32 protein-coding genes are annotated in these 25,835 nt (G+C 66.2%); 15 read left to right on the forward strand and 17 right to left on the reverse strand.

Annotated elements, in window-relative coordinates:
- Positions 1-9 precede the first annotated feature (9 nt).
- A complete protein-coding gene (gene gluQRS, locus MKP08_RS02785; RefSeq protein WP_241554786.1) occupies positions 10-846 on the reverse strand; it encodes a tRNA glutamyl-Q(34) synthetase GluQRS in 837 nt (278 codons plus the stop codon).
- A gap of 175 nt (positions 847-1,021) precedes the next feature.
- Here gluQRS and MKP08_RS02790 point away from each other — a divergent pair, with 175 nt between their 5' ends.
- From MKP08_RS02790 to MKP08_RS02800, 3 genes are all read left to right on the forward strand, one after another.
- Positions 1,022-1,585 (forward strand): HNH endonuclease, encoded by a 564-nt coding sequence (locus tag MKP08_RS02790; protein ID WP_241555516.1) that lies wholly within the window; start codon positions 1,022-1,024, stop codon positions 1,583-1,585.
- 570 nt (positions 1,586-2,155) lie between these two features.
- The gene (locus MKP08_RS02795) at positions 2,156-2,749 is read left to right on the forward strand and encodes a PEPxxWA-CTERM sorting domain-containing protein (RefSeq protein ID WP_241554787.1); all 594 of its coding nucleotides are present in this window, start codon (positions 2,156-2,158) and stop codon (positions 2,747-2,749) included.
- A gap of 129 nt (positions 2,750-2,878) precedes the next feature.
- On the forward strand, positions 2,879-3,325 hold the full coding sequence (locus MKP08_RS02800; RefSeq protein WP_241554788.1) for a DUF3429 domain-containing protein: 447 nt from the start codon (positions 2,879-2,881) through the stop codon (positions 3,323-3,325).
- Positions 3,326-3,329: 4 nt separating this feature from the next.
- Here MKP08_RS02800 and kynU read toward each other — a convergent pair whose 3' ends face one another.
- The 6 genes from kynU to dksA all read right to left on the reverse strand — a co-directional run bounded on the left by kynU (position 3,330) and on the right by dksA (position 8,365).
- Complete coding sequence (gene kynU, locus MKP08_RS02805) at positions 3,330-4,559, reverse strand: kynureninase (RefSeq protein WP_241554789.1); 1,230 nt, start codon at positions 4,557-4,559, stop codon at positions 3,330-3,332.
- Positions 4,560-4,584: 25 nt separating this feature from the next.
- Positions 4,585-5,379: a tryptophan 2,3-dioxygenase gene (locus MKP08_RS02810; protein WP_241554790.1), complete on the reverse strand. Its 795-nt coding sequence runs from the start codon at positions 5,377-5,379 to the stop codon at positions 4,585-4,587.
- A 57-nt stretch (positions 5,380-5,436) separates the two neighbouring features.
- Positions 5,437-5,853, reverse strand: a complete 417-nt coding sequence (locus MKP08_RS02815) for a DUF4112 domain-containing protein (RefSeq protein WP_241554791.1) — start codon at positions 5,851-5,853, stop codon at positions 5,437-5,439.
- A 24-nt stretch (positions 5,854-5,877) separates the two neighbouring features.
- Entirely contained in the window at positions 5,878-7,338 is a 1,461-nt protein-coding gene (locus MKP08_RS02820; RefSeq protein WP_241554792.1) for an ABC transporter substrate-binding protein, read from the reverse strand.
- 47 nt (positions 7,339-7,385) lie between these two features.
- Entirely contained in the window at positions 7,386-7,760 is a 375-nt protein-coding gene (locus MKP08_RS02825; RefSeq protein ID WP_241554793.1) for a PilZ domain-containing protein, read from the reverse strand.
- A gap of 146 nt (positions 7,761-7,906) precedes the next feature.
- Positions 7,907-8,365, reverse strand: coding sequence for an RNA polymerase-binding protein DksA (gene dksA, locus MKP08_RS02830; protein WP_241554794.1), 459 nt, complete (start codon positions 8,363-8,365; stop codon positions 7,907-7,909).
- A gap of 269 nt (positions 8,366-8,634) precedes the next feature.
- On the opposite strand from dksA, the gene MKP08_RS02835 reads away from it, so the two are divergent.
- The gene (locus MKP08_RS02835) at positions 8,635-8,955 is read left to right on the forward strand and encodes a hypothetical protein (protein ID WP_241555517.1); all 321 of its coding nucleotides are present in this window, start codon (positions 8,635-8,637) and stop codon (positions 8,953-8,955) included.
- Here MKP08_RS02835 and MKP08_RS02840 read toward each other — a convergent pair whose 3' ends face one another.
- From MKP08_RS02840 to MKP08_RS02860, 5 genes are read right to left on the reverse strand one after another with little or no spacing between them, the layout of a single operon-like run.
- Positions 8,956-10,095, reverse strand: a complete 1,140-nt coding sequence (locus MKP08_RS02840; RefSeq protein ID WP_241554795.1) for a GNAT family N-acetyltransferase — start codon at positions 10,093-10,095, stop codon at positions 8,956-8,958.
- Entirely contained in the window at positions 10,092-10,874 is a 783-nt protein-coding gene (locus MKP08_RS02845) for a glycerophosphodiester phosphodiesterase family protein (RefSeq protein WP_241554796.1), read from the reverse strand. The genes MKP08_RS02840 and MKP08_RS02845 overlap by 4 nt, the downstream gene beginning before the upstream one ends.
- Positions 10,846-11,307, reverse strand: coding sequence for a RidA family protein (locus MKP08_RS02850; protein WP_241554797.1), 462 nt, complete (start codon positions 11,305-11,307; stop codon positions 10,846-10,848). The genes MKP08_RS02845 and MKP08_RS02850 overlap by 29 nt, the downstream gene beginning before the upstream one ends.
- Positions 11,304-11,951, reverse strand: coding sequence for an HAD family hydrolase (locus tag MKP08_RS02855; protein ID WP_241554798.1), 648 nt, complete (start codon positions 11,949-11,951; stop codon positions 11,304-11,306). The genes MKP08_RS02850 and MKP08_RS02855 overlap by 4 nt, the downstream gene beginning before the upstream one ends.
- Positions 11,948-12,295, reverse strand: a complete 348-nt coding sequence (locus MKP08_RS02860) for a DUF3572 domain-containing protein (RefSeq protein ID WP_371819701.1) — start codon at positions 12,293-12,295, stop codon at positions 11,948-11,950. Before MKP08_RS02860 ends, MKP08_RS02855 begins: the two co-directional genes overlap by 4 nt.
- Here MKP08_RS02860 and MKP08_RS02865 point away from each other — a divergent pair.
- The 5 genes from MKP08_RS02865 (at position 12,289) to MKP08_RS02885 (ending at position 16,242) form a co-directional block, all read left to right on the forward strand.
- Entirely contained in the window at positions 12,289-12,660 is a 372-nt protein-coding gene (locus MKP08_RS02865) for a response regulator (protein WP_241554799.1), read from the forward strand. The two genes, MKP08_RS02860 and MKP08_RS02865, sit on opposite strands and share 7 nt — an antisense overlap.
- 75 nt (positions 12,661-12,735) lie before the next feature.
- The gene (locus MKP08_RS02870; protein ID WP_215229551.1) at positions 12,736-12,981 is read left to right on the forward strand and encodes an acyl carrier protein; all 246 of its coding nucleotides are present in this window, start codon (positions 12,736-12,738) and stop codon (positions 12,979-12,981) included.
- Positions 12,978-14,228 (forward strand): aminotransferase class I/II-fold pyridoxal phosphate-dependent enzyme, encoded by a 1,251-nt coding sequence (locus MKP08_RS02875; RefSeq protein WP_241554800.1) that lies wholly within the window; start codon positions 12,978-12,980, stop codon positions 14,226-14,228. Before MKP08_RS02870 ends, MKP08_RS02875 begins: the two co-directional genes overlap by 4 nt.
- A gap of 68 nt (positions 14,229-14,296) precedes the next feature.
- Positions 14,297-15,736: a cadherin repeat domain-containing protein gene (locus tag MKP08_RS02880; RefSeq protein ID WP_241554801.1), complete on the forward strand. Its 1,440-nt coding sequence runs from the start codon at positions 14,297-14,299 to the stop codon at positions 15,734-15,736.
- Positions 15,737-15,810: 74 nt separating this feature from the next.
- The gene (locus tag MKP08_RS02885) at positions 15,811-16,242 is read left to right on the forward strand and encodes an OsmC family protein (protein WP_241554802.1); all 432 of its coding nucleotides are present in this window, start codon (positions 15,811-15,813) and stop codon (positions 16,240-16,242) included.
- Between the two features lie 27 nt (positions 16,243-16,269).
- Here the strand turns inward: MKP08_RS02885 and MKP08_RS02890 are convergent, their stop codons facing one another.
- Together MKP08_RS02890 and MKP08_RS02895 are read right to left on the reverse strand one after the other, a co-directional pair.
- The gene (locus tag MKP08_RS02890) at positions 16,270-17,844 is read right to left on the reverse strand and encodes a bifunctional diguanylate cyclase/phosphodiesterase (protein WP_241554803.1); all 1,575 of its coding nucleotides are present in this window, start codon (positions 17,842-17,844) and stop codon (positions 16,270-16,272) included.
- Between the two features lie 118 nt (positions 17,845-17,962).
- Positions 17,963-18,313: a VOC family protein gene (locus MKP08_RS02895; RefSeq protein WP_241554804.1), complete on the reverse strand. Its 351-nt coding sequence runs from the start codon at positions 18,311-18,313 to the stop codon at positions 17,963-17,965.
- Positions 18,314-18,523: 210 nt separating this feature from the next.
- Between MKP08_RS02895 and MKP08_RS02900 the strand changes: the two genes are divergently transcribed.
- Positions 18,524-19,012 (forward strand): TetR/AcrR family transcriptional regulator, encoded by a 489-nt coding sequence (locus tag MKP08_RS02900; protein WP_241554805.1) that lies wholly within the window; start codon positions 18,524-18,526, stop codon positions 19,010-19,012.
- Between the two features lie 89 nt (positions 19,013-19,101).
- On the opposite strand, the gene MKP08_RS02905 is transcribed toward MKP08_RS02900, so the two are convergent.
- Positions 19,102-19,716 (reverse strand): superoxide dismutase family protein, encoded by a 615-nt coding sequence (locus tag MKP08_RS02905; RefSeq protein ID WP_241554806.1) that lies wholly within the window; start codon positions 19,714-19,716, stop codon positions 19,102-19,104.
- A 93-nt stretch (positions 19,717-19,809) separates the two neighbouring features.
- Positions 19,810-20,454, reverse strand: coding sequence for a YqaA family protein (locus tag MKP08_RS02910; protein WP_241554807.1), 645 nt, complete (start codon positions 20,452-20,454; stop codon positions 19,810-19,812).
- Positions 20,455-20,711: 257 nt separating this feature from the next.
- Here MKP08_RS02910 and MKP08_RS02915 point away from each other — a divergent pair, with 257 nt between their 5' ends.
- The 5 genes from MKP08_RS02915 (at position 20,712) to MKP08_RS02935 (ending at position 24,205) form a co-directional block, all read left to right on the forward strand.
- Positions 20,712-21,320, forward strand: coding sequence for a hypothetical protein (locus MKP08_RS02915; RefSeq protein ID WP_241554808.1), 609 nt, complete (start codon positions 20,712-20,714; stop codon positions 21,318-21,320).
- Entirely contained in the window at positions 21,313-21,894 is a 582-nt protein-coding gene (locus tag MKP08_RS02920; RefSeq protein ID WP_373418063.1) for a terminase large subunit domain-containing protein, read from the forward strand. Before MKP08_RS02915 ends, MKP08_RS02920 begins: the two co-directional genes overlap by 8 nt.
- Positions 21,851-22,171 carry a DUF2793 domain-containing protein gene (locus MKP08_RS02925; protein ID WP_373418064.1) on the forward strand — a complete coding sequence of 107 codons (321 nt, stop codon included), beginning with the start codon at positions 21,851-21,853 and terminating at the stop codon, positions 22,169-22,171. Before MKP08_RS02920 ends, MKP08_RS02925 begins: the two co-directional genes overlap by 44 nt.
- A gap of 196 nt (positions 22,172-22,367) precedes the next feature.
- The gene (locus MKP08_RS02930) at positions 22,368-23,510 is read left to right on the forward strand and encodes an OmpA family protein (RefSeq protein WP_241554810.1); all 1,143 of its coding nucleotides are present in this window, start codon (positions 22,368-22,370) and stop codon (positions 23,508-23,510) included.
- 110 nt (positions 23,511-23,620) lie between these two features.
- Positions 23,621-24,205 (forward strand): superoxide dismutase family protein, encoded by a 585-nt coding sequence (locus MKP08_RS02935; protein ID WP_241554811.1) that lies wholly within the window; start codon positions 23,621-23,623, stop codon positions 24,203-24,205.
- Positions 24,206-24,229: 24 nt separating this feature from the next.
- Here MKP08_RS02935 and MKP08_RS02940 read toward each other — a convergent pair whose 3' ends face one another.
- Positions 24,230-25,834, reverse strand: coding sequence for an MFS transporter (locus MKP08_RS02940; protein ID WP_241554812.1), 1,605 nt, complete (start codon positions 25,832-25,834; stop codon positions 24,230-24,232).
- Position 25,835 lies beyond the last annotated feature (1 nt).

The raw sequence follows: 25,835 nt of genomic DNA on the forward strand, positions 1-25,835 counted from the left end.
GGGTTCTATCTAGGCATTCTGCAGCGAAATGCCAGCGGGCCAGCGCCCTGCGCGCAACCGCTGCGCCCATGCCCGCCCGTCCTCGCCCGCGCGGCGGTGATCGGACAACGCCTTCGACCCCCGGCGCTTGGCGAGCTTCTTCCCCTCCGCGTCCAGCAGCAGCCGGTGGTGATGCCAGCGCGGCACCGGCAGATCGAGCAGCGCCTGCAGCAGCCGGTGCGTGTGCGAGGCGGCGAACAGGTCCATGCCCCGCGTCACCAGCGTCACTCCGTCCGCCGCATCGTCCAGCGTCGCGGCGAGGTGATAGCTGGCGGGCAGGCCCTTCCTCACCAGCACCGGATCGCCCGCGGCGAGCGGATCGGCGCGCTGCTCCCCCGCGATCGCGTCGGTCCAGGCAAGCGGCCCGGCGCGCTCCAGCGCCCGCGCCACGTCCAGCCGCCAGGCGACGGGTCCTTCGGGTTCGCCGGTGCGGTGGCGGCAAGTGCCGGGATAGACGGGACCTTCTGGTCCGATCCGCTCCGCCGCCGCCGCGATTTCGGCCCGGGTGCAGGCGCACGGATAGAGCAGCCCCATCCCACGCAACCGCTCCGCCGCCGCCGCGTAACTGGCGATCCTGGTCCCCTGCGTCGGCACCTCCTCCCATTCGAGCCCCAGCCAGGCGAGGTCTTCGCGAAACTCGTCGGCCAGTTCGGGGCGCGAGCGCGGGCCGTCGATATCCTCGATCCGCAGCAGGAAGCGCCCGCCGAGTTCCGCCCGCGCCAGATCGTGCGCGGTGATCGCGGACAGGGCGTGGCCCCAGTGAAGCTGGCCGTTGGGACTGGGGGCGAAGCGGGTAACGATCGTCATATCAGGGGCATCGGTGTTGCGAAGACGACTCGCGCACAGTGGAAAACATTGTGGATAGGATGTCTGTAACAGGCTTGACGCTTTTTGCCGCAAGTGGTGCTTTGATCGAAATCAGCTGGGGACGCACACCGTGTTCAAGTCCGATCTGATCGAAAACCGGTCCCGCTTCCGCACCATGGCGGAGGATGCGGGGTGCAATCTGTCGGCCTGCCCCGCACTGGTGCTGAACGCCGACTACACGCCGCTGTCCTATTATCCGCTCAGCCTGTGGCCGTGGCAGACCGCGATCAAGGCGGTGTTCCTCGACCGGGTGGATATCGTCGAAAGCTACGACCGGCGCGTGCACAGCCCCTCGCTCGACATGAAGATCCCCAGCGTGATCGCGCTGCGCGATTATGTGAAGCATTCGGAATTCCCCGCCTTCACCCGCTTCAACCTGTTCCTGCGCGACCGGTTCGCCTGCCAGTATTGCGGCAGCGGGCAGCACCTGACCTTCGACCATGTCGTGCCCCGTCGCCTCGGCGGCAAGACGACGTGGGAGAACATCATCACCGCCTGCGCCCCGTGCAACATGAAGAAGGGCGGTCGCACGCCAAGCCAGGCGCACATGCACCTCGCCTGCGACCCGATCCGCCCGACCAGCTGGCAATTGCAGCAGCACGGCAAGAGCTATCCGCCCAACTACCTGCACGAAACCTGGCGCGACTGGCTCTATTGGGACATCGAGCTGGAGGAGTGATCGCGGCACGCGTGGAACACCGAAGGGGGTGTTTTGCGAAACTGCGACTTTTGGATTTTCGGCTCAGCTTCAAGGGCTTGTCACGGGAAACCGAACGTTCGGCGTCAACTTCCGGCAACGGATCGGGAGGAGCTACGGCAGACATGACGCGTAGCTAATCGCCGTTGGGCCGGGTAGGAAAGCGGCCATCGCCGACCATACTCAGCAACGCGTAGACCGACGCGCAAGGTGTGGGGAGCGCGAAAGTTGCCGAGGACCCCGCGCTACCCTCAGCGGAGGAAGAAGCGCATGAACAGACGGCGCGATCCGCCCCATCAGGTGGCAATTGCAGCAGCACGGCAGAGCTATCCACCCAATCACACGAAACCTGGCGCGGCAGGCTTTATTGGGACACCGAGCCGGAGGAATAAATCGGGCAGCGAATGCAGGATTACGCGCGCGTTCGGCTCAAAACAATCAGCGCACCCTTGCGTTCCATCGGAATTTTGATTTGTTTTCAAAGAGCCTTTGATGGCTCGCGCGCCAAGGAACTGTTAACCATCGCAGCCGACGGGTAACAGGAGAATGACCTTGCGCAAGATTTCGATTAACCGGGCGATCCTGCTCACCACGAGCGCGCTCGCGCTTGGCCTTACCGCGACCACGGCGCAGGCAGCGCCCTTCATCGTCAAGCTCAACTCTGATTTCAGCGACACGCCGGTGAGCTTCGGCTTCATGGGGGGCACTTTCACCTTCAGCGGCACCGGCGATATCTTCGGGCCCCTCGCTGTATCCACCCGAGGCAACGCAGCCGTGCGCAACGTCTTCGGGAGCCCTTCGGTCGACTTCGTCAACCGCGGCACAGTCACCTATGATGATTCGACGCTGGGCGGATATGGCTCCTTTCCCCGTGCCACGGCGGCCCCCTATTCGAATGGCGACAATTTCCTCGGTTTGCGGGTCGGATCGGCAGGCAACTACTTTTACGGGTTTGCGTATACGACCAACACCACACTGAATTCGTTTGGATTCCAGACCACGCCGAACACCGCAATCACTGCCACCGCCGGCGGCGTGCCGGAGCCGGCTACTTGGGCGCTGATGCTGCTCGGCTTTGGCGCTCTGGGCTGGGCCATGCGGTCGCGCAAACCCCGCCTTCGCAGCGCCGGCCTGTCTTACGCCTGACGGTCGGAGCGCGCGGTATGCGTCGGTTCCTCGTCTGGCGCCGCGCATACCGCCGCTGCCCACATTCGGCGATATCGGACACAAAGCCCTGCATGCGGCATGCTGCGGACCCGATGGGTTGAGACCGGCATGAGCGACCGCGAGACTATCCCCCTCCCCAGCATCATATTCGGCTACGGCCCGATGCTGCCCTTCGTCGCGGGCGCGCTGGGCGTGTGGCTGGGCATGCCCGCGTGGCAGGCGCTGGCGCTGTGGCTGACGCAGGTGTGGGGTGCTCTCATCCTGTCCTTCGTCGCCGGCGTCCGGCGCGGCTTCGCGTTCGAGCGCGAGCGTGCCTCCACCCCGGTCGAGATCGCGACGATGATCCCTTACGTGGTGCTCGCCGGGCTGGGCGTGCTGTTGCCGCCGCTGTGGGGCGTGATGGCGCTGGCGCTCGGCTTCGCGCTGGCAACGCTGCTCGATACCCGCGCGGCGAAGCGTGGCAACGCACCCGCCTTCTTCGCGCGGCTGCGCCCGACCCAGTTCCCGATCGCCGTGCTCAGCCTGCTGGCGATCGCGGCGCGGGCGGTGGTCTAGCGGATCACGTCACCGCCGCCCGACAATTGAACTCGGGCCGCTGCCATTCGCCGCTCGCCAGCACCTCGGCGAGGTGGCGCGCGGCTTCGGCCATGTCCTCGAAGCGGAGGTAGGCGGGTGCGAAGCCCAGCCGCAGGATGTCGGGCGCGCGGAAGTCGCCGATAACGCCGCGCGCGATCAGGGCCTGCGACAGGGCATAGGCGTTCTCGTGGCGGAAGCTCAATTGGCTGCCGCGCCGTTCGGGGTCCTCGGGGCTGACGAGTTCCAGCTCGACACCGTGCGCGGCGAGGCAGGAGCGGAACGCCTCGGACAGCGCCATGGATTTTTCGTGCAGGCGATCGACTCCCATCTCCGCGACGAGATCCACCCCCACCTCCAGCGCGGCGAGGCCGAGGATCGGCGGGGTGCCGCACAGCAATTGCTCGATCCCGCCCGCCGCCTCGTAATCGTCGGTAAAGTCGAACGGGTCGTTATGGCCGAACCAGCCGGTCAGCGGCTGCGCGAGCTGCGCATGGTGTCGCTCCGCCACGAAGGCGTAAGCGGGCGCGCCTGGGCCGCCGTTCAGATATTTGTAGCCGCAGCCGACCGCGAAATCCGCGTGCGCCGCGTTCAGATCGACCGGCAGCGCGCCGCCCGAATGCGACAGGTCCCACAGCACCAGCGCGCCCGCATCGTGCGCGGCCTTCGTCAGCGCGGCCATGTCGAACAGCTCGCCGGTCTTGTAATGCGCGTGGGTGAGGAGGAGCAACGACACGTCTTCATCCAGCGCTCCGGCGATGCTTCCGCGCTCCGCCAGCCGCCGCTCGGCGAGGCCCTGCCGCTCCAGCCCCGCGATCATATAGATGTCGGTCGGGAAATTGCCCGGTTCGCTGAGGATCACCTTGCGACCGGGCCGCATTTCCAGCGCGGCGGCGATCAGCTTGAACAGGTTCACGCTGGTCGAATCGGCGACGATCACCTCGTGCGGCCAGGCACCGAGCAGGGGGGCGATCTTGCCGCCCACGTGCCGGGGCATGTCGATCCAGTCGGCGTCGTTCCAGCTGCGGATCAGGCCGGTGCCCCATTCGCCGCGCACGACCTCCTCCAGCCGCGCGGGCGTCGCCTTCGGCAAAGCGCCGAGCGAGTTGCCATCGAGATAGATCACCCCGTCGGGCAGCGTGAACCGGTCGCGGAATTCGGCCAGCGGATCGGCGGCATCCATCTCGCGGGCGCGGGCGAGAATATTGTCGGTCATGAGCCCTCCCCTTTCCGCTTGATGCTCACAACGCCGTCCTCACGCTCAGCAGTTCGGGGAAGAAGGCCTGCTCCAGCACCTTGCCGAGATAGGGCACGCCGGGCGTGCCGCCGGTCCCGCGCTTGAAGCCGATGATGCGCTCCACCGTTTTCAGGTGGCCGAAGCGCCAGCGCTGGAAATGGTATTCCAGATCGACCAGCTTCTCGGCCAGTTCGTACAGGTCCCAGTTGGCCTCGGGATCGCGGTAGATCGCGGCCCAGGCGGCCTCCACCGCCGCGTTGCGTTCCCAAGGGCTTTCCCGGTCGCGGTCGAACACCTCGTCCGGAATTTCGAAGCCGCGCCGCGCCAGCAACCGGACGCATTCCTCGTACAGGCTCGGCCGGCCCAGTTCGGCGCGCAATTCCGCGGCCACCTCGGGCGTCGCCTCGTGCATGGTCACCATGTCGGGATTGCGCCCGCCGAGGAGGAATTCCATCATGCGGTACTGCGCGCTCTGGAACCCGCTCGATCCGCCCAGATGCGGGCGAAGCTGCGAATAATCGTGCGGGGTCATGGTGCTGAGCACATCCCAGCTCTGAATCAGCTGCCCCTGCGCGCGGGCAACCCGGGCCAGCATCTTGAAGCTGGGCCGCAGATCGTCCGCCACGATGCAACGCCGGGCGCGCTGCAATTCGTGCAGGCACAGCTTCAGCCACAGCTCGCTCGCCTGGTGGACGATGATGAACAGCATCTCGTCGTCGGCACCCGAGACCGGGTGCTGCGCCGCGAGCACGCGGTCGAGATCGAGATAGGAGGAATAGGTGACGTCGCGTTTCGCCATGCCCGTTGCCCTAGCGCGGCCTGGTTGCGCGCGAAACCGGTCTAGTCATCGATCATGCTAGCCATCGATCGTGCGCTGGGCCGGATGATGCTTGTCGAGATGCTTCCGGATGATCTTCAGGTTCTTGCTGTTGGAGCGATAGAGGAAGTCGAACGCATCGCCCACCAGCGGCACCGCGCCCAGCGCGGTGTCGAAGGCGATATGGCCGCCCATGCGCCACAGCTTCCACTTCGGCAGACCGAGATTGCGCGCTTCCCACACGATATAGGCGCCCATCGCCGCGGTCACGAAATCGCCCACCACGGGAATCAGCCCGACGATCGAATCGAGCCCGATCGGGTAGTTCACGCCGGGCACGCGGAAGCTGCGTTCCAGCAATTGCTCCATCGCCTCGATCCGGCGGCGGATGGAGGCGGGATCGTTGCCGGTCGGCAGGTCGATCCCCATCGGGCGGGCGCGCTCACTGTCTGTCATCGTGTCGGGGTCCTCTCTCACCCCTCACGAGGTGGGGGCAGTGGCGATCGGGAACAAGGGATGCCAGCCCCAGCGGTTCTCGGCGAACCCGCCGAGCGAGCCGCGCACCATCGACCAGCGGATCGGCATGGCGAGGGGGATGAACACCTCCGCGCCGGTCAACGCCGCGTCCGCCTCCGCGATCAGGTTCGTGCTGAGCGCCGCGTCCGGCTCCGCCACCGCCTGCGCCGTCAGCAGATCAGCGTCCGGCGAGCAGATGCTGCGCGAGATCGTGCAGTTGAACTGGTTCAGGAACCAGCGGGGGGCGGCGTAGCGGGCGAGCCGGTCGACCAGGCGCAGATCGGCGGGGCCGCCCTCTTCCGCGCGTTCGAGCCGGACGCCGATCGCCGCGAAATCGCGCGCGAGGCCGGCGAACAGCAGATCGCCCCCTTCCCCGCCCGGTAGCGCGATGCGCAGCACCGGCGGCGTGGGGCTGCCGCGCGCCCAGGCCGCGATGCGGCGCGCGGCCTCCGCCTGGCGCTGCGCGATCGTCAGGTCGGGCCAGCGATCCCCTCTGGCCAGTTCGGTCGGCACCACCAGATCGGGCACCATCCGCGTCGCGTAGGTGATCCCGCCCACGTTGAACGGCTGCAACAGCGCCTCCCGATCGATCGCCATCGACAGCGCCTCGCGCCGCGCGGCATCGGCCAGCAGCCCGTCGGCATTGACGAATTCCAGCCCGAACAGGCCCAGCGCTGGATCGAGGCGAATGGTCCCGCGCGACAGCGGCCCGACATCGGCGAACGGCCAGTCTTGCAACCGGCCGTCGAAGACCGCTGCCAGAGCGCCGCTGTGGAACTGTTCGATCGCTTCGCGGGCGGGCAGCGCGCGCAGCGACACGACGCGTCGATCCTCCGCCGCGGGCTCGTCCGGTGCCCTTTCCGGAAAGGTCAGGATCGAGACGTCGCGCTCGGGGACCAGCCGCATCGGGCCGAGGCCCACAGCCGAGCGCCGCTTGCGTATTCCGAGTTCGGGTTGCGCGAGCAGGTGGAGAAATTCGGGCATGGCGCTGGTGAGGCGGACTTCGACCACCCGGTTGGTCAGCGCGCGAATATCGCGAATGCGCGCCAGGTCGAGGCCGAGCGAGGTGCCGGACAGCTCCTTGCGCGCGCGTTGGAGCGAATCGCGCACTTCGCGCGCGGCCAGCTCCGATCCGTCCGGCCAGCGGACCTGCCGCAGGCGAAAGATGAAGCTGCGCCCGTCATCGGTGACGATCCAGCTTTCGGCGGCGGCCGGCACCACTTCGCCCGCCGCGTCCAGCGTGACCAGACCCTCCGCCACGGCCCCGCGCACCTGCTGTTCGGCGTAGGACAGGCGCAATCCGGGATCGGCCGCGATCGGATTGTCGTCGATGGTGGCGAGCGCGACCCCGCCCTGCGGGTCGGAGCGGTCGCACCCCGCGATGGCGAGGGCCAGGAACAGGATCAGGATCGGCAACGCCCGCATCGGGCAAGGCCTAGCAGGCAAGCGGGGCGCGGTCAGCGGGCCAAATGCTAGATCTTGCGCCGGGGTCCGCCGGCGAAGCGGCTATCGTCGACCGCCGGGCGCAGATAGCGCGGCGTTTCGTACCCGTCCTCGCCCTTGGCCGGGCCGGGCGCGCGCACCAGCTTGGGATCGATTTCCTGGTCGAAGGCGATGCCGAAGCGGTCGTCCTGGGTCCAGGCCACGGTCCCGTCGATCCAGCCGATATTGCGCAGATTGATGTCGAGCTTCGCCCCGCGCTGCGGATGGATGTCGCCTTCCGCCATCATGCCGCCGGCAGACAGGTTGCGCACCTTCACGCGCACGGGCGTGCCCTCGCCAGCCGAAACCTCGGCCAGCAGCAGCAGGCTGTCCCGCGAGATGGATCGCGTGTCGACCGCAGACATGGTTTCTCGCTTTCTCCTCTTCGCTGGCCAGCGCCCGGGGCGCGGTGGCGGATATACCGAGATGGTTACGAGATAGCGCGCCGACGGCTAACGAAGGTTTAAGGCCACGGCTAACAAGCCATGAAGCCCGGATCGGTGGCGCGCGATCAATCGTCGCGCGAAATCTTCTCGCGCCGCTCGTGCGCCTCCTGCGCCTCCACGCTCATCGTGGCGACCGGCCGCGCGATCAGCCGCTTCAACCCGATCGGGTCGCCGGTGACTTCGCAATAGCCGTACTCGCCCTCGTCGATGCGCCGCAGGGCCGCGTCGATCTTCGCGATCAGCTTGCGCTGCCGGTCGCGAGTGCGCAGCTCGATGCTCCAGTCGGTCTCGCTCGATGCGCGATCCGCCACGTCGGGCTCGCGCAGCGGGCCGTCCTGCAGGTTCTGGAGAGTGGAGCCCGCATCCGTATGGATGGAGCGTTTCCACTCTATCAGCAGCTTGCGGAAATAATGCTGCTGCCGCTCGCCCATATAGGGCTCGTCGTCGTCGGGCACGTAACCGGCGTCGAGCACGGCGTTGGCCCGCGAGAGTATGGCATTGTCATCGTTGGGCAAAGCGGACATCCGATCCTCTTCAGCTCGTCCCGCCGGGCTCACTGACGAAGCGAGTGCGACCCCGCAACATTCCCCGCCGATCCACGAGCGGGCCTATAGGAGCCGCGCCGGGCGGGCACAAGCGCGCTCTGCAATTGGGCGCGGGACTAAGTGGGGACACCGGGCGGAGGGGTTTCGCAGCCACTACGCGCGCCATGCTTAACGAAGTTTTTACCATGCTATCGCACCTTTCGAGGTGGGGAGCCGGCATGTCCGGCGCAAAACAGGGGGAAACCCGTATGCAGATGAGAGCGATCGAGGCGGCGGGGGACATGCCGCCTTACATGGCCGACGCGCTGGTGGCCGAATGCCTGGCCGCCGCCGCCAACGGGCGAATCGAGGCGCTGTACGATCTCGGCGTGATCTTCTCGACCGGCAGCCACAGCGCGCGCTGCGACATGATCGAAGCGCATAAATGGTTCAACCTCGCCGCCGCGCGGGGGCACGAGGCCGCGTGCTGGTGCCGGGCGGAGATCGCCGAGGAAATGACCGCGCGCGAGATCGCCGAGGCGCAGCGCCGGGCCCGCGAATGGCTGTCCGCCGAACGCAGCGCCGCCTGATCAGCCGCCCTTCCTGAACGGCGTTCGCTGGCCCAGGAACAGCTGGTCGGTCGCCACGCCCTGACGCTCGCGCTCCAGGAAATCGGCGATCGCGGCGCGAAATCCGGGATCCGCGATCCAGTGCGCCGAATATGTCTGCGCCGGTTCGTACCCGCGGGCGAGCTTGTGCCCGCCCTGCGCACCCGCCTCGACCCGCGCCAGCCCGCGCGCGATCGCGGCATCGATCGCCTGGTAATAGCAGATTTCAAAATGCAGGTAGGGGATGTCGCGCGTGCAGCCCCAGTACCGGCCATACAGCGCATCGTCCCCGATCATGTTCAGCGCGCCCGCCACCGGTTCGCCGCCGCTATAGGCGAATACCAGCAGAATCCGGTCGGCCATCCTTTGCCCCAGCAGGCTGAAGGCCTCGCGCGTCAGATAGGGCCGGCCCCATTTGCGCTGCCCGGTATCCTGATAGAAGCGCCAGAACGCGTCCCACACCTCTTCGGTCAGCTCGTCGCCGGTCAGGTGGCGAATCTCGTCCACCGATTCCTGCGCCCGCTCGCGTTCCTTGCGCAGGTTCTTGCGCTTGCGGCTCGAGAGCGCGTTCAGGAAGGCGTCGAAATCCGCGTAGCCACGGTTTTCCCAGTGGAACTGGATATCGGAGCGGATGAGCCAGCCCGCATCCTCGAACAGCGGAAGCTGCGTGGGTGCGATGAAGGTCGCATGGGCGCCCGAAATGCCGTTCTGGTCGCAGAACATCTCCGCCGCGCGCAGCAGCGGCGCGGCCAGCGCCTCGTCCGCCAGCAGCAGGCGCGGCCCGGTCGCGGGGGTGAAGGGCACCGCGATCTGCAGCTTGGGATAATAGCTGCCGCCCGCGCGCTCCCACGCGTCGGCCCAGCCGTGGTCGAAGACATATTCGCCCTGGCTGTGGGATTTGAGATAGGCGGGCAAAGCGGCCAGCGGCGGACCGTCCTCCCCCTGCGAGATCGCGAGCGGCACCGGGTCCCAGCCCGTGCCGGGCCCGACGCTGCCCGAATCTTCCAGCGCGGTCAGGAAGGCGTGCGAGAGGAAGGGATTGCCCGGCCCCGCCAGCGCATCCCACGCGCCGCGATCGAATTCGCCCAAGCTGCCGCGGATGCGCCCGATCAGCTCGCTCATGCGGCCTCCGCTTCGTCGCGTTGCTCGAAGATCGGGGCATCGCAATGCTGCTCGGCCACCGTGCGCTGCGCCGCGCCGCGCACGGTCCAGGTTAGGAGCCCCAGACCCCGGGCGCGCTCCGCCGCGGCGAAGGCGCTGGGCAGGTCGCGGATATCGTAGGCAAGGAAGGCGGGCTTCGCATGCCACAGCGCCGCGTGCCGCCGCCAGGTGCCGATCAGCCCGCGCGCGTTTTCCTCCGTCACCACCAGCCCGTGCGGCATGCCGGGGATTTCAGCCGCGAACCAGCGCGCGATGCGCGGGTCGAAGCTCATCACCGCGAATGGGCCGCGATAGCCCTCCAAGGCGGTGCGCACCGCGCGGCACACCGGAACCACGGGCATTCCGCGCCGCGACTTGATTTCTATCAGCAGCGGGACGCGCCCGGCGATCTCGCCCAGCACGGTGTCGAGCGTCGGGATCGTATCCCCGCCACCGGTCAGCCCGATGGCTGCCAGCTCGTCCGCCGTCCGAGCGGCGACGAGGCCGCGCTGCGCGGTCAGGCGATCCAGCTCCCAGTCGTGGAACACCATCGCCCGCCCGTCGCGGCTGCGCTGGATGTCGCATTCAATGCCGTAGCCCGCGTCCAACGCGGCGCGGAACGCCGACAGCGAGTTCTCCACCCGGCCATCGCCGTGCAAGCCCCGATGGGCGTAGGCCCATTGCCCCAGCCAGTCCGCGATCCCGGGGGCCGGGGGCGGCGCGCGCCGGCGATCAATGGGGGTGAAGAGCGACAATCGCATCCACCTCCACCGCCGCGCCGAGCGGCAGCGCGGCGACGCCGACCGCCGCGCGCGAATGCCGCCCGATCTTGCCGAAAACTTCGAACATCAGGTCCGATGCGCCATTGGCGACCTTGGGCTGGTCGGTGAAATCGGGAGTCGAATTGACAAATGCGCCCAGCTTCACGATCCGGGCCACCCGATCGAGCGGGATCAGCGCCTGGTGCAGCTGCGCCAGGATCATCAGCCCGCACGCGCGCGCCGCCGCGATCCCGTCGTCCAGCGAGACGTCCTCGCCCAGCCGACCCGTCACCAGCTCGCCGTCGATGAAGGGGAGCTGGCCGGAGACGTGGGCGAAATCGTTCTGCACCACCACCGGGATATAGCTCGCGACCGGGGCCGCCGCCTCGGGCAGTTTCAGGCCCAGCTCGTTCAACCTGTTCTCGATGCTCATGCGTCCTCGTCCTCCTTCAGCTGTTCCAGTATCCACGGCAGCGCCTCGTCCCAGCTGTCGATCCGGGCGTGGGCATGGCCCGCCTCCTTGCCGCACGCGATGTGCGGGGCGAGCGAGGGCTCGCCGCACAGGTGCAGACGGATCACGTCCGGCACGGTTTCCGCCGCCGATCCATGATGCTGCGCCAGGTCGTCGATGAAGATCGTCTTGCCCGGTGCGTGGCGTTCGATGATGTCCGCGATCGCGGGGCCTTTCGGGCCTTGGTTGGTATAGACCTCGACCTCCAGCCCGAACTTGCGCAACTGTTCCACCCGGCTTTCGCGCCGTTCGTCGAGCAGGTTGGTCAGGATGACCACCTCGGCATGCTTGGAAATCTCGGCGATCGCCTCCAGCGCGCCGGGAATCGGATCCTGCCGGTCCATCTCGGTGTCGAAGAAGCGGCCCAGCAGGCGCCAGATCTCGGGCTGCTCGACCAGCTCGCCAGTGTACTGCCAGCGCATGGCGTGGGCGAAATCGTTGCCCTGCATGCGGAATTCGATCGCCTGCGTTTCCGCCAGCCAGTCGCGAAAATGGCTGACCATGTGCAGCAGCACCTCGTCGCAGTCGCAGATGACCAACGGGCGTTTTTCGGAGGAAGCGCTCATCGCGCCAGCCTCTCGCGCGCGGCCAGCAGGTCCGCCGGTTCGACGCTCAGCGCGTCGGCGGCCAGCAGCAGGTCGGGTTCGTGATTGGCGAGGAAGTCGAGCACCGCGGCCAGCACCTGCCGGTCGGTCAGCCGGTCGCGCAGCACCTCGGGCGTCAGGCCGGTGAGCGACAGCAGCCGTTCGGCCCGCTGGTCGTCGGTCAGCACCCAGCCGAGCGCGTTCAGCGCCAGCGCGTCGGGGTCGCTGGGGGAATGTTCGTGGGGTTTGGGTTCGCGAATGATTGTCTTGCGTCCTGTGGCTGGCCTAGGGTCGGGGGATCGAAAGGATGAGCCCCGCCGTGACAAAGAGAATACTGGTTGTCGAGGATAACGACCTCAACCGGAAATTGTTCTGCGACGTGCTGCGGGCGCGCGGGCACGAGGTGATGGGCTGTCCCGACGGAGCGAGCACCATGCCCGCCGCGCGCAAGTTCCGCCCCGATCTCGCCATCATGGACATCCAGCTGCCCGATATCTCCGGCCTCGACCTGATCGCGCAGATGAAGCGCGAGGCCGGATTGGCGGACGTCCCCATCCTCGCCGTCACCGCCTTCGCCGGCAAGGGAGACGAGGACCGGATTCGCGATGCGGGCGCGGCCGAATACCTCGCCAAGCCGGTTTCGATCGGGCCGTTTTCCGCCTGCGTCGAGCGCTTGCTGGCCAGCGCGTGATACGCCGCAGAACTTGACAATACCCCCGTGCCCCCGCTTTGCCGCGAGGGTCAGTTTGCTAAAGGACACACCGCCATGGACCGCGCCGAGGTCGACCAGAAAATCCGCGAGCTTATCGAACCGTTCAACAAGAAGGGCGTGGCGATCACCGATGCGACCACCTTCCAGGGCGATCTGGAGTTCGACAGCCTGACGGTGATGGATTTCGTCGCGGCGATCGAGGACGAGTTCGACATCATCATCTCGATGAACCAGCAGGCCGAGATCGAGACCTACGGCCAGCTGGTCGACGCGGTGACCAAGCTGCAGGCAGACGCATGAGCGAGGGGCTGGCCACTTCCGACCAGCCGCAGACCCGCGAAGGCGGCGACCGCGACCTGTTCAGCAAGTTCGACGGGCTGATCGAAACGCGCGAGAACCTGCTCGCCGGCGGGGCCGAGGATCCGTTCAACCTGGTGATGGAACAGGTGCTGTCGCCGACCCGGGCGATCTGCAACGGGCGCGAGACGATCCTGCTGGGCACCTACAACTACATGGGCATGACCTTCGATCCGCAAGTGATCGAGGCGGGCGAGCAGGCGCTGCGCGATTTCGGCAGCGGCACCACCGGCAGCCGGGTGCTGAACGGCACCTATCAGGGCCATCGCGAGTGCGAGGACGCGCTGCGCGAATTCTACGGGATGGACCACGCGATGGTCTTTTCCACCGGCTACCAGGCCAATCTCGGCATCATCTCCACCATCGCGGGCAAGGGCGACTACGTCGTCCTCGACATCGACAGCCACGCCAGCATCTGGGACGGGTGCAAGCTGGGCGATGCCGAGATCGTGCCGTTCAAGCACAACGATATCGAGGCGATGGAAAAGCGCCTGAAGCGCATTCCGGAAGGCGCGGGCAAGCTCGTCGTCCTGGAAGGGGTCTATTCCATGCTGGGCGACGTTGCCCCGCTGAAGGACATGATCCGCGTCGCAAAGGAAAACGGCGCGATGGTGCTGGTCGATGAGGCGCACTCGATGGGCTTCATCGGCGATAACGGCCGCGGCGTGGCGGAGGACCAGGGTGTGCTCGACCAGGTCGATTTCGTCATCGGCACCTTCTCGAAAAGCGTCGGCACGGTGGGCGGCTTCTGCGTGTCCAACCATCCCAAGTTCGAGATCATGCGGCTGGTCTGCCGCCCCTACGTCTTCACCGCCAGCCTTCCGCCAAGCGTGGTGGCGACTGCCTGCACCTCCATCCGCAAACTGATGCAGGGCAGCAACAAGCGCGCGCATCTGTGGGAGAATTCCAAGCGGTTGCATGGCGGCCTGAAGGAGCTGGGGTTCGAGCTCGGCACCGACGAGCCGCAGAGCGCGATCGTGGCGGTCATCATGCCCGACCTGGAACAGGGCGCGGCGATGTGGGAAGCGCTGCTGACCGAAGGGCTCTACGTCAACCTCGCCCGCCCGCCCGCAACGCCCGCCAACATGACCCTGCTGCGCTGCTCGCTGTGTGCCGAACACAGCGAGGAGGAAGTGGGCACGATCCTGAAGATGTTCGAGGCGGCGGGGAAGGCCGTGGGTATCATCTGACATATTGAGAATTTTTGCATTGCAGGTTCGCGCCAGCAATGCGACCACCTCCTTCAAATGGGGGGTACATGATGGGCGGTATCACGATCGGTGGGCGGCGTTATGCTGCGTTGTTTGCGTCATTTGCTCTGGTAGCGTGTGGGGGTGATGACGGGGTATCAACGCCGACAGCCCCGCCGTCCGCCCCGACAAATCAAGCACCGACCTTCACTTCGGGATCTGCGGTCTCGGTAGTCGAGAATTCGGGTGGAACGATATACACGGCCACTGCCACTGATCCCGACGGCGACCCGGTCACCATATCGATTTCCGGTGGGAGCGATGCTTCTGCGTTTTCGATTTCCGGCGGCGCGCTCAACTTTGTCAAAGCGCCCAATTTCGACCAGCCTACCGATGCGGGCTACGACAATCTCTACCAAGTTACCCTGACTGCGAAGGACAGCAAGGGTGGCGCGGCAAACCTCGCACTGACAGTCGAAGTCACGAACGACCGCGAGGGCGTCGCGGTTACGCGCCTTGTTAGCGGCCTCGGGAACGACGCGGTGATCGCAGCCCGAACCCGGGGCTCCGCCGGCCTCATCGCCGTCTCCCAAGACGGCACGGTCCGCGAATTCTTCGGCGGATCGGCGTCCGGCAATCTTACCGGCAACGTCTTCCTGCCCGGAGAAACGGGCCGCGTTCTCGCGGTGGCGCACTTCAACGGGTACGGCGTCGTGATGCTCGATATCTCCGGGAAAGGCGTCTTCGTTCGTACGATCGTCTTGCAGGAATCGAGACAGAACTATTCCATCTCCACGCGGATTGCACAGCCTTCTTCGCAGCAAGCGCGCGGAACACTCTTCATCGGCGGCGACGGGTTCCTGTTCGGGGCGCTCGGCGATCCCGGAGGACAACTCGCGCAGGATCCCACGTCCGGTTACGGCAAGTTCTATCGCGTCCAGGTCGATCCCTATTGCGGCGCTTCCTTGTCAAGTTATTGCATCGCTGCGGAACTGTTCGGTGATGGTGTCCATGCGCCCGCGGGCGGAGGTGGCTACGCGTCACGCAGTTTCCTGCTCGACAGCGGAACCGGGCGGCAGGAAGAAGTCGATTACTTCAATCAGAACGCCCAGCCCCTCGATTTTGGTTGGCCGTATCGCGAGGGAACCTACGAGCGGATAAACAACCCACCGGCCGCCGTTATCGGCCCGTCGCTTACCTACACATACGGCGATGGCTTTTTCCAGGGTCAGGGCATGACGGGCGGAGTCTACTACACCGGCGGCATCGGTAGCCTCGACGACCGGGTTCTGGTGACCGACGCTTCAGGCAAGATCTTCGCCTTCCGTGGCGGTTTCCTGAGTGACGGCATTCTGCATCCGTCCACCGAAATGGAGAACCGGACCGCCGATTTCGTGCCAGATAGTGGCACTCTGGAGCGGCCGGTGGCGGTCGTCCGGGATACCGACGGACGCCTCTATATCCTCGATGGCGATGGGGAGTTGTACGTGGTGAAATCCGCCAGTTGAGAAGAGCGTCCGAAGCGGGGAACGCTTAGCCGGCCCGATCCGTCTATCGCGCGAACCCTAACGGAGAAACGCAGATGAAGACCACCAATTCCGCCACCGCGACCTATGATGGCCTGGGCAAGTCCGGGAAGGGCCACGTCAAGACCAAGTCGGGCGCGCTCGACCATCCCTATGGCTTCAACACCCGGTTCGAGGACAAGCCGGGCACCAATCCCGAAGAGATGATCGCCGCCGCGCATGCCAGCTGCTTCACCATGGCTCTGTCGATCCAACTGGGGAACGCAGGCTTCGAAGACGGCCATCTCGAAACCACCGCCAAGGTGACCCTGGAAGACGATCCGGACGGCGGCTTCAGGATTTCCAAGTCGGCGCTGACGCTGACCGGCAAGGTGGCCGAGGCCGATCAGGCGAAGTTCGAGGAATTGGCGAAGAAGGCCAAGGAAGGCTGCCCGATCTCCAAGCTGCTCGATTGCGAGATCACGCTGGAGACGAATTTCCAGGGCTAGACCGGCCATCGAAGCGCGCGCGGCGGGTCACGCCACGCGTTCGCCCGGCTCATCGTCGCGATCGAGCCGGGCCTCGGTCGCAGGGCGTCCGTAGAGATAGCCCTGCGCGATGTCGCAGCCGAAATCGATGACGCTGCGCGCGCTCTCGGCATTCTCGATTCCCTCCACCGTCACCTGCAGGCCGAGATTGTGGGCCATCGCGGTGATGGTGCGCACGATGGTGCGCGAGGATTCGCTGCTGTGGAGGTTGGCGATGAAGGAGCGGTCGATCTTCAGCTTGTCGAATTCCAGCTCGCCGAGATGCCGCAGCGACGAATAGCCGGTGCCGAAATCGTCGAGCGCTATCTTGATCCCCTGGCGCTTGAACCGGCGAATGATGTCGCAGGCGAGCTCGATATCCGTCACCAAGGCATTTTCGGTGATCTCGATTTCCAGCCGCCCCGGCACCACCCCGGCTTCGGTGAGGATTTGCAGCACGCGCTCGATCAGCCACGCGTCGCCGAACTGCACCGGGGAGAGGTTGACGGCGAAGATCAGGTCCGCCGGCCACTGTCGCACATCGGCGGCGGCGCGTTCGAGCAGGGCGTAGAACAGGTTCGAGATGAGGCCGGCCTCTTCCGCGACGGCAATGAACTCGTCCGGCATGCGCAGGCTGCCATCGTCGAGCCGCCAGCGCGCAAGCACCTCGTATCCGATGATCCGGCCGTCCTCCAGCCGGACGAGCGGCTGATAGAACGGTTCGATCCGCCCGCTGCGCAGCGCATCGCGCAATTCGGCCTCGATCTCCGCCCGGTGGATTGCGACCGTTTCCATGCCCGCTTCGAACAACCGGAAGCCGTTGCCGCGCTGCTGCTTGCATTCGTACATCGCGGCATCGGCCTGCGACAGCACCGCGTCGCCCGACAGGTCCAGCGTATCGACATAGGTGACGCCGATACTCGCGCCGACCGAGACCGGCCCGGCGGCCAGCTGGAAGGGGGGATCGAAGCAGGCCGAGATCTCCTCCAGCCGGGCGATCAGCGCGTCGCCCTGCCGCACGTCCTTCAGCAGGACGACGAATTCATCGCCGCCGAGCCTGCCGACGAAGGCGAGTGGGCCGATATGCTCCGCGAGGCGGCTGGCCGCCGCGATCAGCAGATCGTCCCCTGCGCGGTGGCCGTGAAGATCGTTGATCGCCTTGAACCGGTTGAGGTCGATCAGCAGGAGGGCGAGCGGGCGTTCGTCCGCATCGGTGATCGCTTGATCCAGCACCCGGTTGAAATTGCGGCGGTTGGGCAGGCCGGTCAGCGGATCGTGCATCGCCATGGCCTGCGCCTGCTCTTCCGCCTCGATCCGTCCCTCGAGCTCGGCATTCACCTCGCGCAAGCGGCGCAGGGAGAAGATGGCCATGGCGACGGGCAGCACCATGATCGCGGTCAGGATCTCGTCCAGTTCCCAGCTTTCGTGTCCGTCCGAAAAGTTGACGACATGCTCGAACGCCTGGACCGAAATGAAAAAGGCGAGCAGCGCCGCGAACACGCCGAAGATAATCAGCGCGTCGCGCCAGATGGTGCGCTTCAGGCGCGCACGACTCTGCTCCCTGACCGACCTTTCCCGATACATAATGCCGTAGATTGGCAATGCGCCACTTAACTATTTGCTAATCCGGGCCTTTTCTTCGTATTGCCGCGTAATGAGCGCTTAGTGCCGTGGCAGGCATTGCCGTGAGATCGGCTTGCGCTCAGTCCATCGCCCGGCCGATGCGTACCAGCAGACCGCTGGGATCGCTGACCGCGAATTCGTAGGTCCCCCATGGCTTGGTGTGGGGGCTGCCCTCCTCGATGATCAGGTCGCGCACCGCGTCGGCCACGGCATCGACATCCTCGACATAGAGATACAGGCCGAACGGGTTGTCCTCTATCCTTCGCGGCCAGCCGGGCGCGTGGGTCAGGTGCAGATGCCACCCCCGCCCATCCTCCAGAATGCGGTAGTGGCCGTAATCGCTGACGACCGAGAACCCCAGACGGCGGTAGAACGCCTCGCTCGCGTCCAGATCGCTGGTGGGGACGATCGCAACCGCGCGATGTTCCATGACGCTTCACTCCCTTTCCGATGAGACCCCGGTGTGGCGCGAGCCGTAGCGGTTGGCGAGCGAAAAGGGCGCGTTTCCGGGCCGGTCCGGACCTTCCCCGGCGATTGTCCGGCGCGCCGACGCTTTCGCAACGCTGCGTAACTGGTACACCGGGCCATGGCGGGGCATCGGTCTGTGACTGCGCGGCTGCTTTCAAGCAGCGAGACAGCGATGGTGGACGCCTTGGCCGCCCTTTTGGCGGAGCGGCGCTACGAAGCGATCCGGGTGGCCGATATCATCGCCCGTGCAGGCGTTGGCAAATCGACTTTCTACGAGCATTTCCGGGGCAAGGACGATGTCCTGCTAGCGGCGATGCAGCCGATCCTGCTGGCGCTGACCACCGCCGCATCGGGACGCGCGGCCCATTCCTACATCCGGCCGATGGTCGCGCATCTGTGGGAGCGCCGGTCGATCGTGCGACCGATCCTCGAATCGACCGCCGCCCTTCCACTGGAGCGCCGCCTGGCCGAGGCGATGGCGACGCATGGCGGCCGCCCGGCAGGGGGCGACCAGACGCCGATCCAGTGCGTCGGAATGGCGGCGGCGCAGCTTGCCATGCTGCGGCACTGGCTGTCGGGCCGCGCCGTCGCAACGACCGAAGAGATGACCGGGCGGCTGATCGCCTGCTCCCGCATTGGGGACGGCGACCATCCTTCCTAAGCGACCTTGCGCGCCTTTGGGCCCTCCGCGCGGAACGGGAGCGCGCCGCGAAGCTGCGCTCACCGTTCTTCGCGAGCGGCGGGATGCGCTCAGGTGCCGGTTGCAGCCGGCGTGGCGGCGGCGAAGACGCCGCAGGCGATGCGATCGCCATTGCCGTTCGCTGCGTCCATCTTTGGCGCGTCCGAGCGCTGATGGATCATGAAGGACGATCCGTCGCCTTCCATGATGCCCGCCAGCGTGATGGGCGCGGCGAGCGTATATTCCAGCGTGCCGGTGCCATCCTGGCCGACGGTGATCTTCGCATCCTTGCTGTCGTCGGCCTCGCTCTCGTTGCCGAGGCCCATTGCGGTGTCGAACGGTGCCCAGTGTGGGCCGGAGGCCATGAAGTCCGGCGTGCAGGTGCCGACATCGTGGATATGCGCGCCGTGCGCGCCCGGGGTCATGCCGGTGACGCGGATCATCATCCGCACCCCGTCCGGCGTCTGCATGGCGGTGACGGTGCCCACATCCTTACCATCGGCGGTCGCCAGGGTCGCGCTCGCCTGCGTCGGACCATCCGTTGGCGCGGTCTGCGCCATGGTCTCGGTGGCGGCGGGCGTCTGCTCGGCGGCGGTATCGGGGGCGTCCTGGCTCGCTCCGCAGGCGGCAAGGCCCAGTGGAAGGGTCAGCGACAGGATGGCGGCGGTCATGATGGGTGTGCGCAACGGCTCTCTCCTTTGGTGAACGAACTCCTGCTGTCACAGCCATGCAGGACGCGTTGGGTTCCCGATCGCGCCGCAACCAGCTACCGACCTTGGCTAGCCGAGCGGCCCCGCATGGACCTGCGTCGCACCGGCACAGCGGTCCTGCGCCGCCCCGCCGCCTTCGAGCAGGGTGACGGCCAGCACCCCGCCCACCACCAGCACGATGAACGCCGCGGTGACGAGGCCCAGATACTTGTCGATGAAGCGCTTGATCGGGGCACCGAACAGGCGGAACAGGACACCGACGATCATGAAGCTGATCGCGCGGCTGATCACGGCGGCGAAGAAGAAAGTGACGAGGTTCATCCCGATGAACCCGGCGGTGATCGTCAACAGCTTGAACGGGATCGGCGTCGCGCCCTTGGCGACGAAGATCCAGAAACCCGCCTCGCGCAGATAGCAGGCGGCGACGGGGAAACTCTCGGTCAGGTGCAGTGCGGCGAGCAATTGCTCCCCCACCGTGTCGTACAGCCCCCAGCCGATGGCGTAGCCGAGGAACCCGCCCAGGACCGAGCTGGCGGTGGCCACGGCGGCGAAGCGCAGCGCCTTCTTCGGCTCGGCCAGGCACATCAGGCCCAGCAGCGGGTGCGGCGGCACCGGAAAGAAGCTCGCCTCCACGAAGCAGAACAGCGCCAGCCACCATACCGCGTGGCGATGCGCCGCCTTGTCCAGCACCCAGTTGTAGAGACCCCTGATCATCGGCTGCGCGCCCTTCCCGTAATCGCGCGCCGGGCAAGCGGCGGCGCGCATCGCCTAGACGAACCGTGAAACCGAGGCAATCACGCCTCTGTTAACCCATTTGGCACTTTTCTATTGACATCGTGACGCTCTTTGGTTATAGAAACGGAACATCGCGATAGTGTGACTCGAACGGGCGGCGCTCCTGCAATGGGGGATCTCCCGCTTTCGTTCGGCTGTCGCGCTTCATCATATCAACGGACCTGGGAGGGCCAGCCATGACCGCCAGCAATGCGGAACGGCGGGCGTGGGAGGAACCTTTCCTCGCCGCGCTTCGCCGGGGAGAGAGTGTGGCCGAGGCCTTTCGCGAGGCCGGGGTGGAGCGGTCCACCGCCTATCACCGGCGGCGGCACGATGCGCGGCTCGCCCGCGCATGGGATGCGGCGCGTGAGGCCGGCCAGCGCAAGGCCCTTTGCGGACAGACCGCCCCGCCCGCGCCGCACTGGCGCGCCGCTTTTCTGGAGGAGCTGGCCCACAGCTCCAGCGTTTCGGCCAGCGCGCGGGCCGCCAACGTGCCCGTCGCCACCGCCTACAAGAAGCGCCGCGACGATCCAGCCTTCGCGCTGAGGTGGCGCGCCGCGCTGCACGAGGGGTACGAGCATCTGGAAATGGAGGTGCTGGCCCATCTGCGCGGCAACCTGCCGGAACGCAGGATCGACGTCGCCAATGCGATCCGCCTGCTCGCCGCGCATCGCCAGACCATCGCGGAAATTCGCGCGAGCCAGGATGAGCGCTCCGAAGAAGAGGTCATCGCCTCGATCAACGATCTGATCGACCGGATGCGGCGCGAAGATGGCGACCTGCCGCCGGAGGACGCGCATGGTTGAGATGGCGGACGCACGCGGCCGCTATCTCGGTCGCATAAGGCGTGGCCGACGGGCCGATTTCGTACAGGACATGTCCCAAGACGAACGACTCGCCTTCGACAAGCATTGGGAACTCCAGGCGCATGACGGCCAGATCGCCCCGCCAGGCGAATGGTCGACCTGGCTGCTGATGGCGGGCCGCGGCTTCGGCAAGACGCGCGCGGGGGCGGAATGGACCCGCGCCGTCGCGCAGGCCGACGGCACCGCGCGGATCGCGCTGGTCGGGGCCTCGCTGGCCGAGGCGCGCGCGATCATGGTCGAGGGGCCGAGCGGCCTCTTGGCGGTGGCGGGCAAGAAGCAGCGCCCCCGCTTCGAGCCGTCGAAGAACCTGTTGCGCTGGCCGGGTGGCGCCGAGGCGCGGCTCTATTCCGCCGCCGAGCCGGAAAGCCTGCGCGGCCCGCAGCACAGCCATGCATCCCGGACAGGCGCAGAAGGAGTTCTTCGTCAACGAAGCGCTGGCGCGGCTCGATGTGCTCATCGCGCCCGCTGTCGTGGGGGTAGCCGACACGCCACCCGCCGACCCGGACGAAGGTGACATGTGGCTGGTGGGCACCGCCGCGAGCCAGTCCTGGGCGGACCGGCCCGACCATTTCCCCACCTTCACCGGCGGCGACTGGCTCTTCTGCGCCCCCGTTTCCGGCATGCGGGCATGGGATCGTAGCGCGGCTTGCCACCTCCTGTTTCGCGACGGATGGCACCTTGCCTCACCTCCGCAACTGCCTGATGGCGGAGCGACGATCGATAGCGAAGCGCGCGAGACGATCCGTGACCTAATTGCAACATTGCAAGCTGCAGGCGTGCTTTCGCAATAATTATTGGAACCCATCCGCCGAGTTGCCGTTTGCGCATCACAGGAGGCTGGTCTCCCTCTTTTTTGCCGTACTATCCCAGGATATGAGGCATTCTTGCAACATTGGGCCGGATTAGCCGCTTGCCTCTGTATAGGGGAAAAGTTAGATGGGAGGCCTCTTGGTGGCTTCAATTCCAATTAAGAAGGGGAATTACATAATGCGGAAACTCGTCATAGGAATGGCGATGGCCTCAACGGCCCTAGCATCGCCTGCCCTGGCGCGCGACAACTCTTGGTATGTCGAGGCCGATGGCGGTGTGATGATCGTCGAAGACACCGAATTCGATGTCAACGACGTGTCGGATCAAACCAGCTTCGATTCCGACATCGGCTACGACTTCGGCGGTCTCGTCGGCTACGACTTCGGTCCGTTCCGTCTTGAAGCCGAGGGCAGCTATCGTCGCGCTAGCTTCGACTCGGCTTTCATAGGTTCGAACGGATTCGCCGCAGGTCCTGCCGGTCAGATCTCCGGTTCGGGTGTGGCAGATCCCGTCAACGGCCGCATCAGCTCGCTGAGCTTCATGGTCAACGGTTTGGTCGACTTCGGTGCCGATGATGGCGTTCAAGGGTTCGTCGGCGGTGGTGCCGGTGTGGCTCGTACCGATGTCAACGCGAGCATCAATAACCTGAACGGTGCTGGCGCAGTGGACGGTCTCGACGATTCCGACACCGGGTTCGCCTGGCAGGTACTGGCGGGCGTTCGCGCTCCGTTGACCGACAATATCGACGTCGGCCTGAAGTATCGCTTCTACAACGCGGAAAACGTCGATCTCGTCGATCGCGCTGGCCGCGATCTGAGCACCAAGATGCGCAGCCACTCGCTGCTCGGCACGCTGACCTACAACTTCGGCGCGCCCGCTGCTCCGGCTCCGGTGATGGCACCCCCGCCGCCGCCGCCGCCGCCCCCGCCGCCGCCGCCTCCCCCGCCGCCGCCGCCGCCCGTTCCGGCGTGCAACACCGGGCCGTACATCGTGTTCTTCGACTGGGATAAGTCGGACATCACGCCGGAAGCAGCCTCGGTGCTCAACAATGCGGTTTCGGCCTACGCCAATTGCGGCACTGCTTCGGTCATGCTGGCTGGTTACACCGATACGTCGGGTACCAAGCAGTACAACCAAGGCCTGTCCGAGCGTCGTAACGACTCGGTCCGCTCGTACCTGTCCAGCCGCGGTATCCCCGATGGCCGGATCAGCAGCGAAGGCTTCGGCGAGAACGACCTGCGGGTCCCGACCGCCGACGGTGTGCGCGAGCCGCAGAACCGTCGCGTTCGCATCACCTACGGTCCGGGTTCGGGCATGTAAGGCGATCGATCCGATCGAATTGGAAAGGGGCCGGAGCGATCCGGCCCCTTTTTTGTTGGCGTTAGGATATCCTCTCTTCAGGACCTCCTCTCTCACGAAAAGGATTAGGGATGGCGACCCGAGACTCTCGCAAATCTTTCCGCGGCAGAGCCTTCCACGCCCCTGTGGTCGGCGTACTCCTTCTCGCCGCTGGCGCTCTGAGCCTTTCCGCCTGCGCCACCGCCACAGTCGGCGATCTTCCAATCGAACGTCTAGCCAGTGCTAAGCTCGTCTCCACGGTCGGATCTCCGGTCGGCACGGTCCAACTAATGGGCAGCGGAAACACGATTACGGTAGCCCTAGTGGCCACCGGACTTACTCCCGGCATGCATGGGTTCCACCTGCATCAGACCGGCTCATGCACGCCGCCGGACTTCACGTCGGCCGGCGGCCATCTCAATCCCTACGACAGGCAGCACGGGCTGGAAAATCCCGCCGGCCCCCATCTGGGCGACATGCCCAATCTAGAGGTCGGTCCTTCGGGTACCGTCAGCACCACCGTCGATCTGCGCGGAATGCAGACAGAGTTGATGAAGATACTGTTCGACGCCGACGGTACCGCCGTCGTGATCCATTCGGGCGCTGACGACTACCGGACCGACCCGGCAGGGGACGCGGGAAGCCGCGTGGCGTGCGGAGTGCTTGAAAGGGCCTGACCGTTCCTCGCCCGCGGGCGGCGATTAGATCGGTTCGCCCGCCGCCCTTGCCCGCTCCTGCAGTGTCGCTTCCGCTTTCGGCACGAGGCGGATAGCGACCACCAGGAGGATCAGTCCCACCGGGGCAGCCGCGAGAATGCTCAGCATGCCGGTGGCGAGATCATCCCCATGCTTGGCCGAAACAAGACCGGCGAGATACGGACCGAGCGCGAGGCCGACCAGCGTGGTAGCGAGAAAGAAGGTCGCCGTGGCCACCCCCCGCATCCGTGGCAGGACCAGCGCCTGGCTCGCCGCCGCCGCCGCACCCAGTGCGCTCGCCCCGCAGAACTGCGCGGCGAATGCAACGATAAGAAACACCGTCTGGCTCGATGTGGTGAACATCGTCCAGATGATCGGCAGCGGCGCGATCAGGCCGAAGAGGACCACGAACAGGCGGCCCGATGGGGTCCGGAGATAGAGTGCGTCTGCCATTCTGCCGCCGGCGATGACGCCCAGGAAGCCTGCCACCGCGCTGGGCGCGCCCAGCAGCAGCCCGATCTCCGCCTTGCTGATTGCAAAAGCCCGTTCCGCATAGGGCGCCCCCCAATAGGACGTGGCATAGGCGATAAACGCCACGACGCCGTAACCCAGGATGGTGGTCATGAAGGCGGGCGAACCCCAAGTCAGGCTGAAGGTCACCGGGTCGCGCGAACGCAGCGCGGTGGCCCAGCTGAAGATGGCGTAATAGCCGACGCCGAGGAACAGCCATTGGTCCGAGACCTGCGCGACGACCGCGCCCGGCCCCGACCCGAGCCAATTCGTGAGCCCTATCGCCAGCAGCGCAAACAGGACGATCGCGCCGACATTCACCAGCAGCGCGCCGACACCGCGCCGCGCCGCGCCGAGGATGGTCAGCGGGGGAATGATCTGCAGCAGTTCGTCCACGAAACCGCGGAAGGGCTTCTCCACCGGCTCGCTGGGCATGCCGTCGATCAGGCCGCGAACCGGTTCCTTCAGCGTCAGCACCCATAGCGCCAGCGCGAGCCCCGGGAGGCCGACGATGATGAAGGCCGCCTGCCAACCGGCGAGGTTCAGCGGGCCGCCGTTGGGATAGGCCGATTCCCAGTTCTCCACGATCAACCCGCCGATCAGGAGGGAAAGGCCGCCGCCGAGATACAGGCCGGAGGAATAGATCGCCAGCGCCGTCGCCCGCAGACGTGCCGGAAACCAGTCGGAAATGAGCGAATAGGCAGAAGGGCTCGCCGTCGCTTCGCCCACGCCGACCCCGACCCGCGCCGCGGTCAACAGCGGGGCCGTGCGCGCGAGGCCGGACAGCGTGGTCATGGCCGACCACAGCGCCAGCCCGATCGACATCAGGCGCACCCGGTGCCAGCTATCGGCCAACTTGCCCAAAGGTATGCCGAACAGCGCGTAGAAGATGGCAAAGGCGGTTCCGTACAGGAATCCGAGGTAGGCATCGCTGACGCCAAGATCCGCCTTGATGTCGTTGGCGAGGATCGAGAGGATCTGCCGGTCGACGAAATTGAGGACATAGACCAGCAGCAGGACCGTCAGCGCATACCAGCTATAGCCAGGCACACCGGCATCGCGCGCAGGCTGAGCTGCGGGCACTTCGTCAGCATTCGGCATT

The sequence above is a fragment of the Erythrobacter sp. LQ02-29 genome, from assembly GCF_022576075.2.
GTDB lineage: Bacteria > Pseudomonadota > Alphaproteobacteria > Sphingomonadales > Sphingomonadaceae > Alteriqipengyuania.

Coding starts and splice junctions, on each gene's coding strand:
- MKP08_RS02880 (WP_241554801.1), top strand. CDS start 14,297: ATGATGGGCGGTATCACGATCGGTGGGCGGCGTTATGCTGCGTTGTTT.
- MKP08_RS02890 (WP_241554803.1), bottom strand. CDS start 17,844: ATGTATCGGGAAAGGTCGGTCAGGGAGCAGAGTCGTGCGCGCCTGAAG.
- dksA (WP_241554794.1), bottom strand. CDS start 8,365: ATGTCCGCTTTGCCCAACGATGACAATGCCATACTCTCGCGGGCCAAC.
- MKP08_RS02940 (WP_241554812.1), bottom strand. CDS start 25,834: ATGCCGAATGCTGACGAAGTGCCCGCAGCTCAGCCTGCGCGCGATGCC.
- MKP08_RS02855 (WP_241554798.1), bottom strand. CDS start 11,951: ATGAGCGCTTCCTCCGAAAAACGCCCGTTGGTCATCTGCGACTGCGAC.
- MKP08_RS02895 (WP_241554804.1), bottom strand. CDS start 18,313: ATGGAACATCGCGCGGTTGCGATCGTCCCCACCAGCGATCTGGACGCG.
- MKP08_RS02900 (WP_241554805.1), top strand. CDS start 18,524: ATGGTGGACGCCTTGGCCGCCCTTTTGGCGGAGCGGCGCTACGAAGCG.
- MKP08_RS02915 (WP_241554808.1), top strand. CDS start 20,712: ATGACCGCCAGCAATGCGGAACGGCGGGCGTGGGAGGAACCTTTCCTC.
- MKP08_RS02920 (WP_373418063.1), top strand. CDS start 21,313: ATGGTTGAGATGGCGGACGCACGCGGCCGCTATCTCGGTCGCATAAGG.
- MKP08_RS02910 (WP_241554807.1), bottom strand. CDS start 20,454: ATGATCAGGGGTCTCTACAACTGGGTGCTGGACAAGGCGGCGCATCGC.
- MKP08_RS02790 (WP_241555516.1), top strand. CDS start 1,022: ATGGCGGAGGATGCGGGGTGCAATCTGTCGGCCTGCCCCGCACTGGTG.
- MKP08_RS02845 (WP_241554796.1), bottom strand. CDS start 10,874: ATGCGATTGTCGCTCTTCACCCCCATTGATCGCCGGCGCGCGCCGCCC.
- MKP08_RS02935 (WP_241554811.1), top strand. CDS start 23,621: ATGGCGACCCGAGACTCTCGCAAATCTTTCCGCGGCAGAGCCTTCCAC.
- MKP08_RS02850 (WP_241554797.1), bottom strand. CDS start 11,307: ATGAGCATCGAGAACAGGTTGAACGAGCTGGGCCTGAAACTGCCCGAG.
- MKP08_RS02875 (WP_241554800.1), top strand. CDS start 12,978: ATGAGCGAGGGGCTGGCCACTTCCGACCAGCCGCAGACCCGCGAAGGC.
- MKP08_RS02870 (WP_215229551.1), top strand. CDS start 12,736: ATGGACCGCGCCGAGGTCGACCAGAAAATCCGCGAGCTTATCGAACCG.
- MKP08_RS02885 (WP_241554802.1), top strand. CDS start 15,811: ATGAAGACCACCAATTCCGCCACCGCGACCTATGATGGCCTGGGCAAG.
- MKP08_RS02800 (WP_241554788.1), top strand. CDS start 2,879: ATGAGCGACCGCGAGACTATCCCCCTCCCCAGCATCATATTCGGCTAC.
- MKP08_RS02810 (WP_241554790.1), bottom strand. CDS start 5,379: ATGGCGAAACGCGACGTCACCTATTCCTCCTATCTCGATCTCGACCGC.
- MKP08_RS02930 (WP_241554810.1), top strand. CDS start 22,368: ATGCGGAAACTCGTCATAGGAATGGCGATGGCCTCAACGGCCCTAGCA.
- MKP08_RS02840 (WP_241554795.1), bottom strand. CDS start 10,095: ATGAGCGAGCTGATCGGGCGCATCCGCGGCAGCTTGGGCGAATTCGAT.
- kynU (WP_241554789.1), bottom strand. CDS start 4,559: ATGACCGACAATATTCTCGCCCGCGCCCGCGAGATGGATGCCGCCGAT.
- gluQRS (WP_241554786.1), bottom strand. CDS start 846: ATGACGATCGTTACCCGCTTCGCCCCCAGTCCCAACGGCCAGCTTCAC.
- MKP08_RS02835 (WP_241555517.1), top strand. CDS start 8,635: ATGCAGATGAGAGCGATCGAGGCGGCGGGGGACATGCCGCCTTACATG.
- MKP08_RS02825 (WP_241554793.1), bottom strand. CDS start 7,760: ATGTCTGCGGTCGACACGCGATCCATCTCGCGGGACAGCCTGCTGCTG.
- MKP08_RS02815 (WP_241554791.1), bottom strand. CDS start 5,853: ATGACAGACAGTGAGCGCGCCCGCCCGATGGGGATCGACCTGCCGACC.
- MKP08_RS02820 (WP_241554792.1), bottom strand. CDS start 7,338: ATGCGGGCGTTGCCGATCCTGATCCTGTTCCTGGCCCTCGCCATCGCG.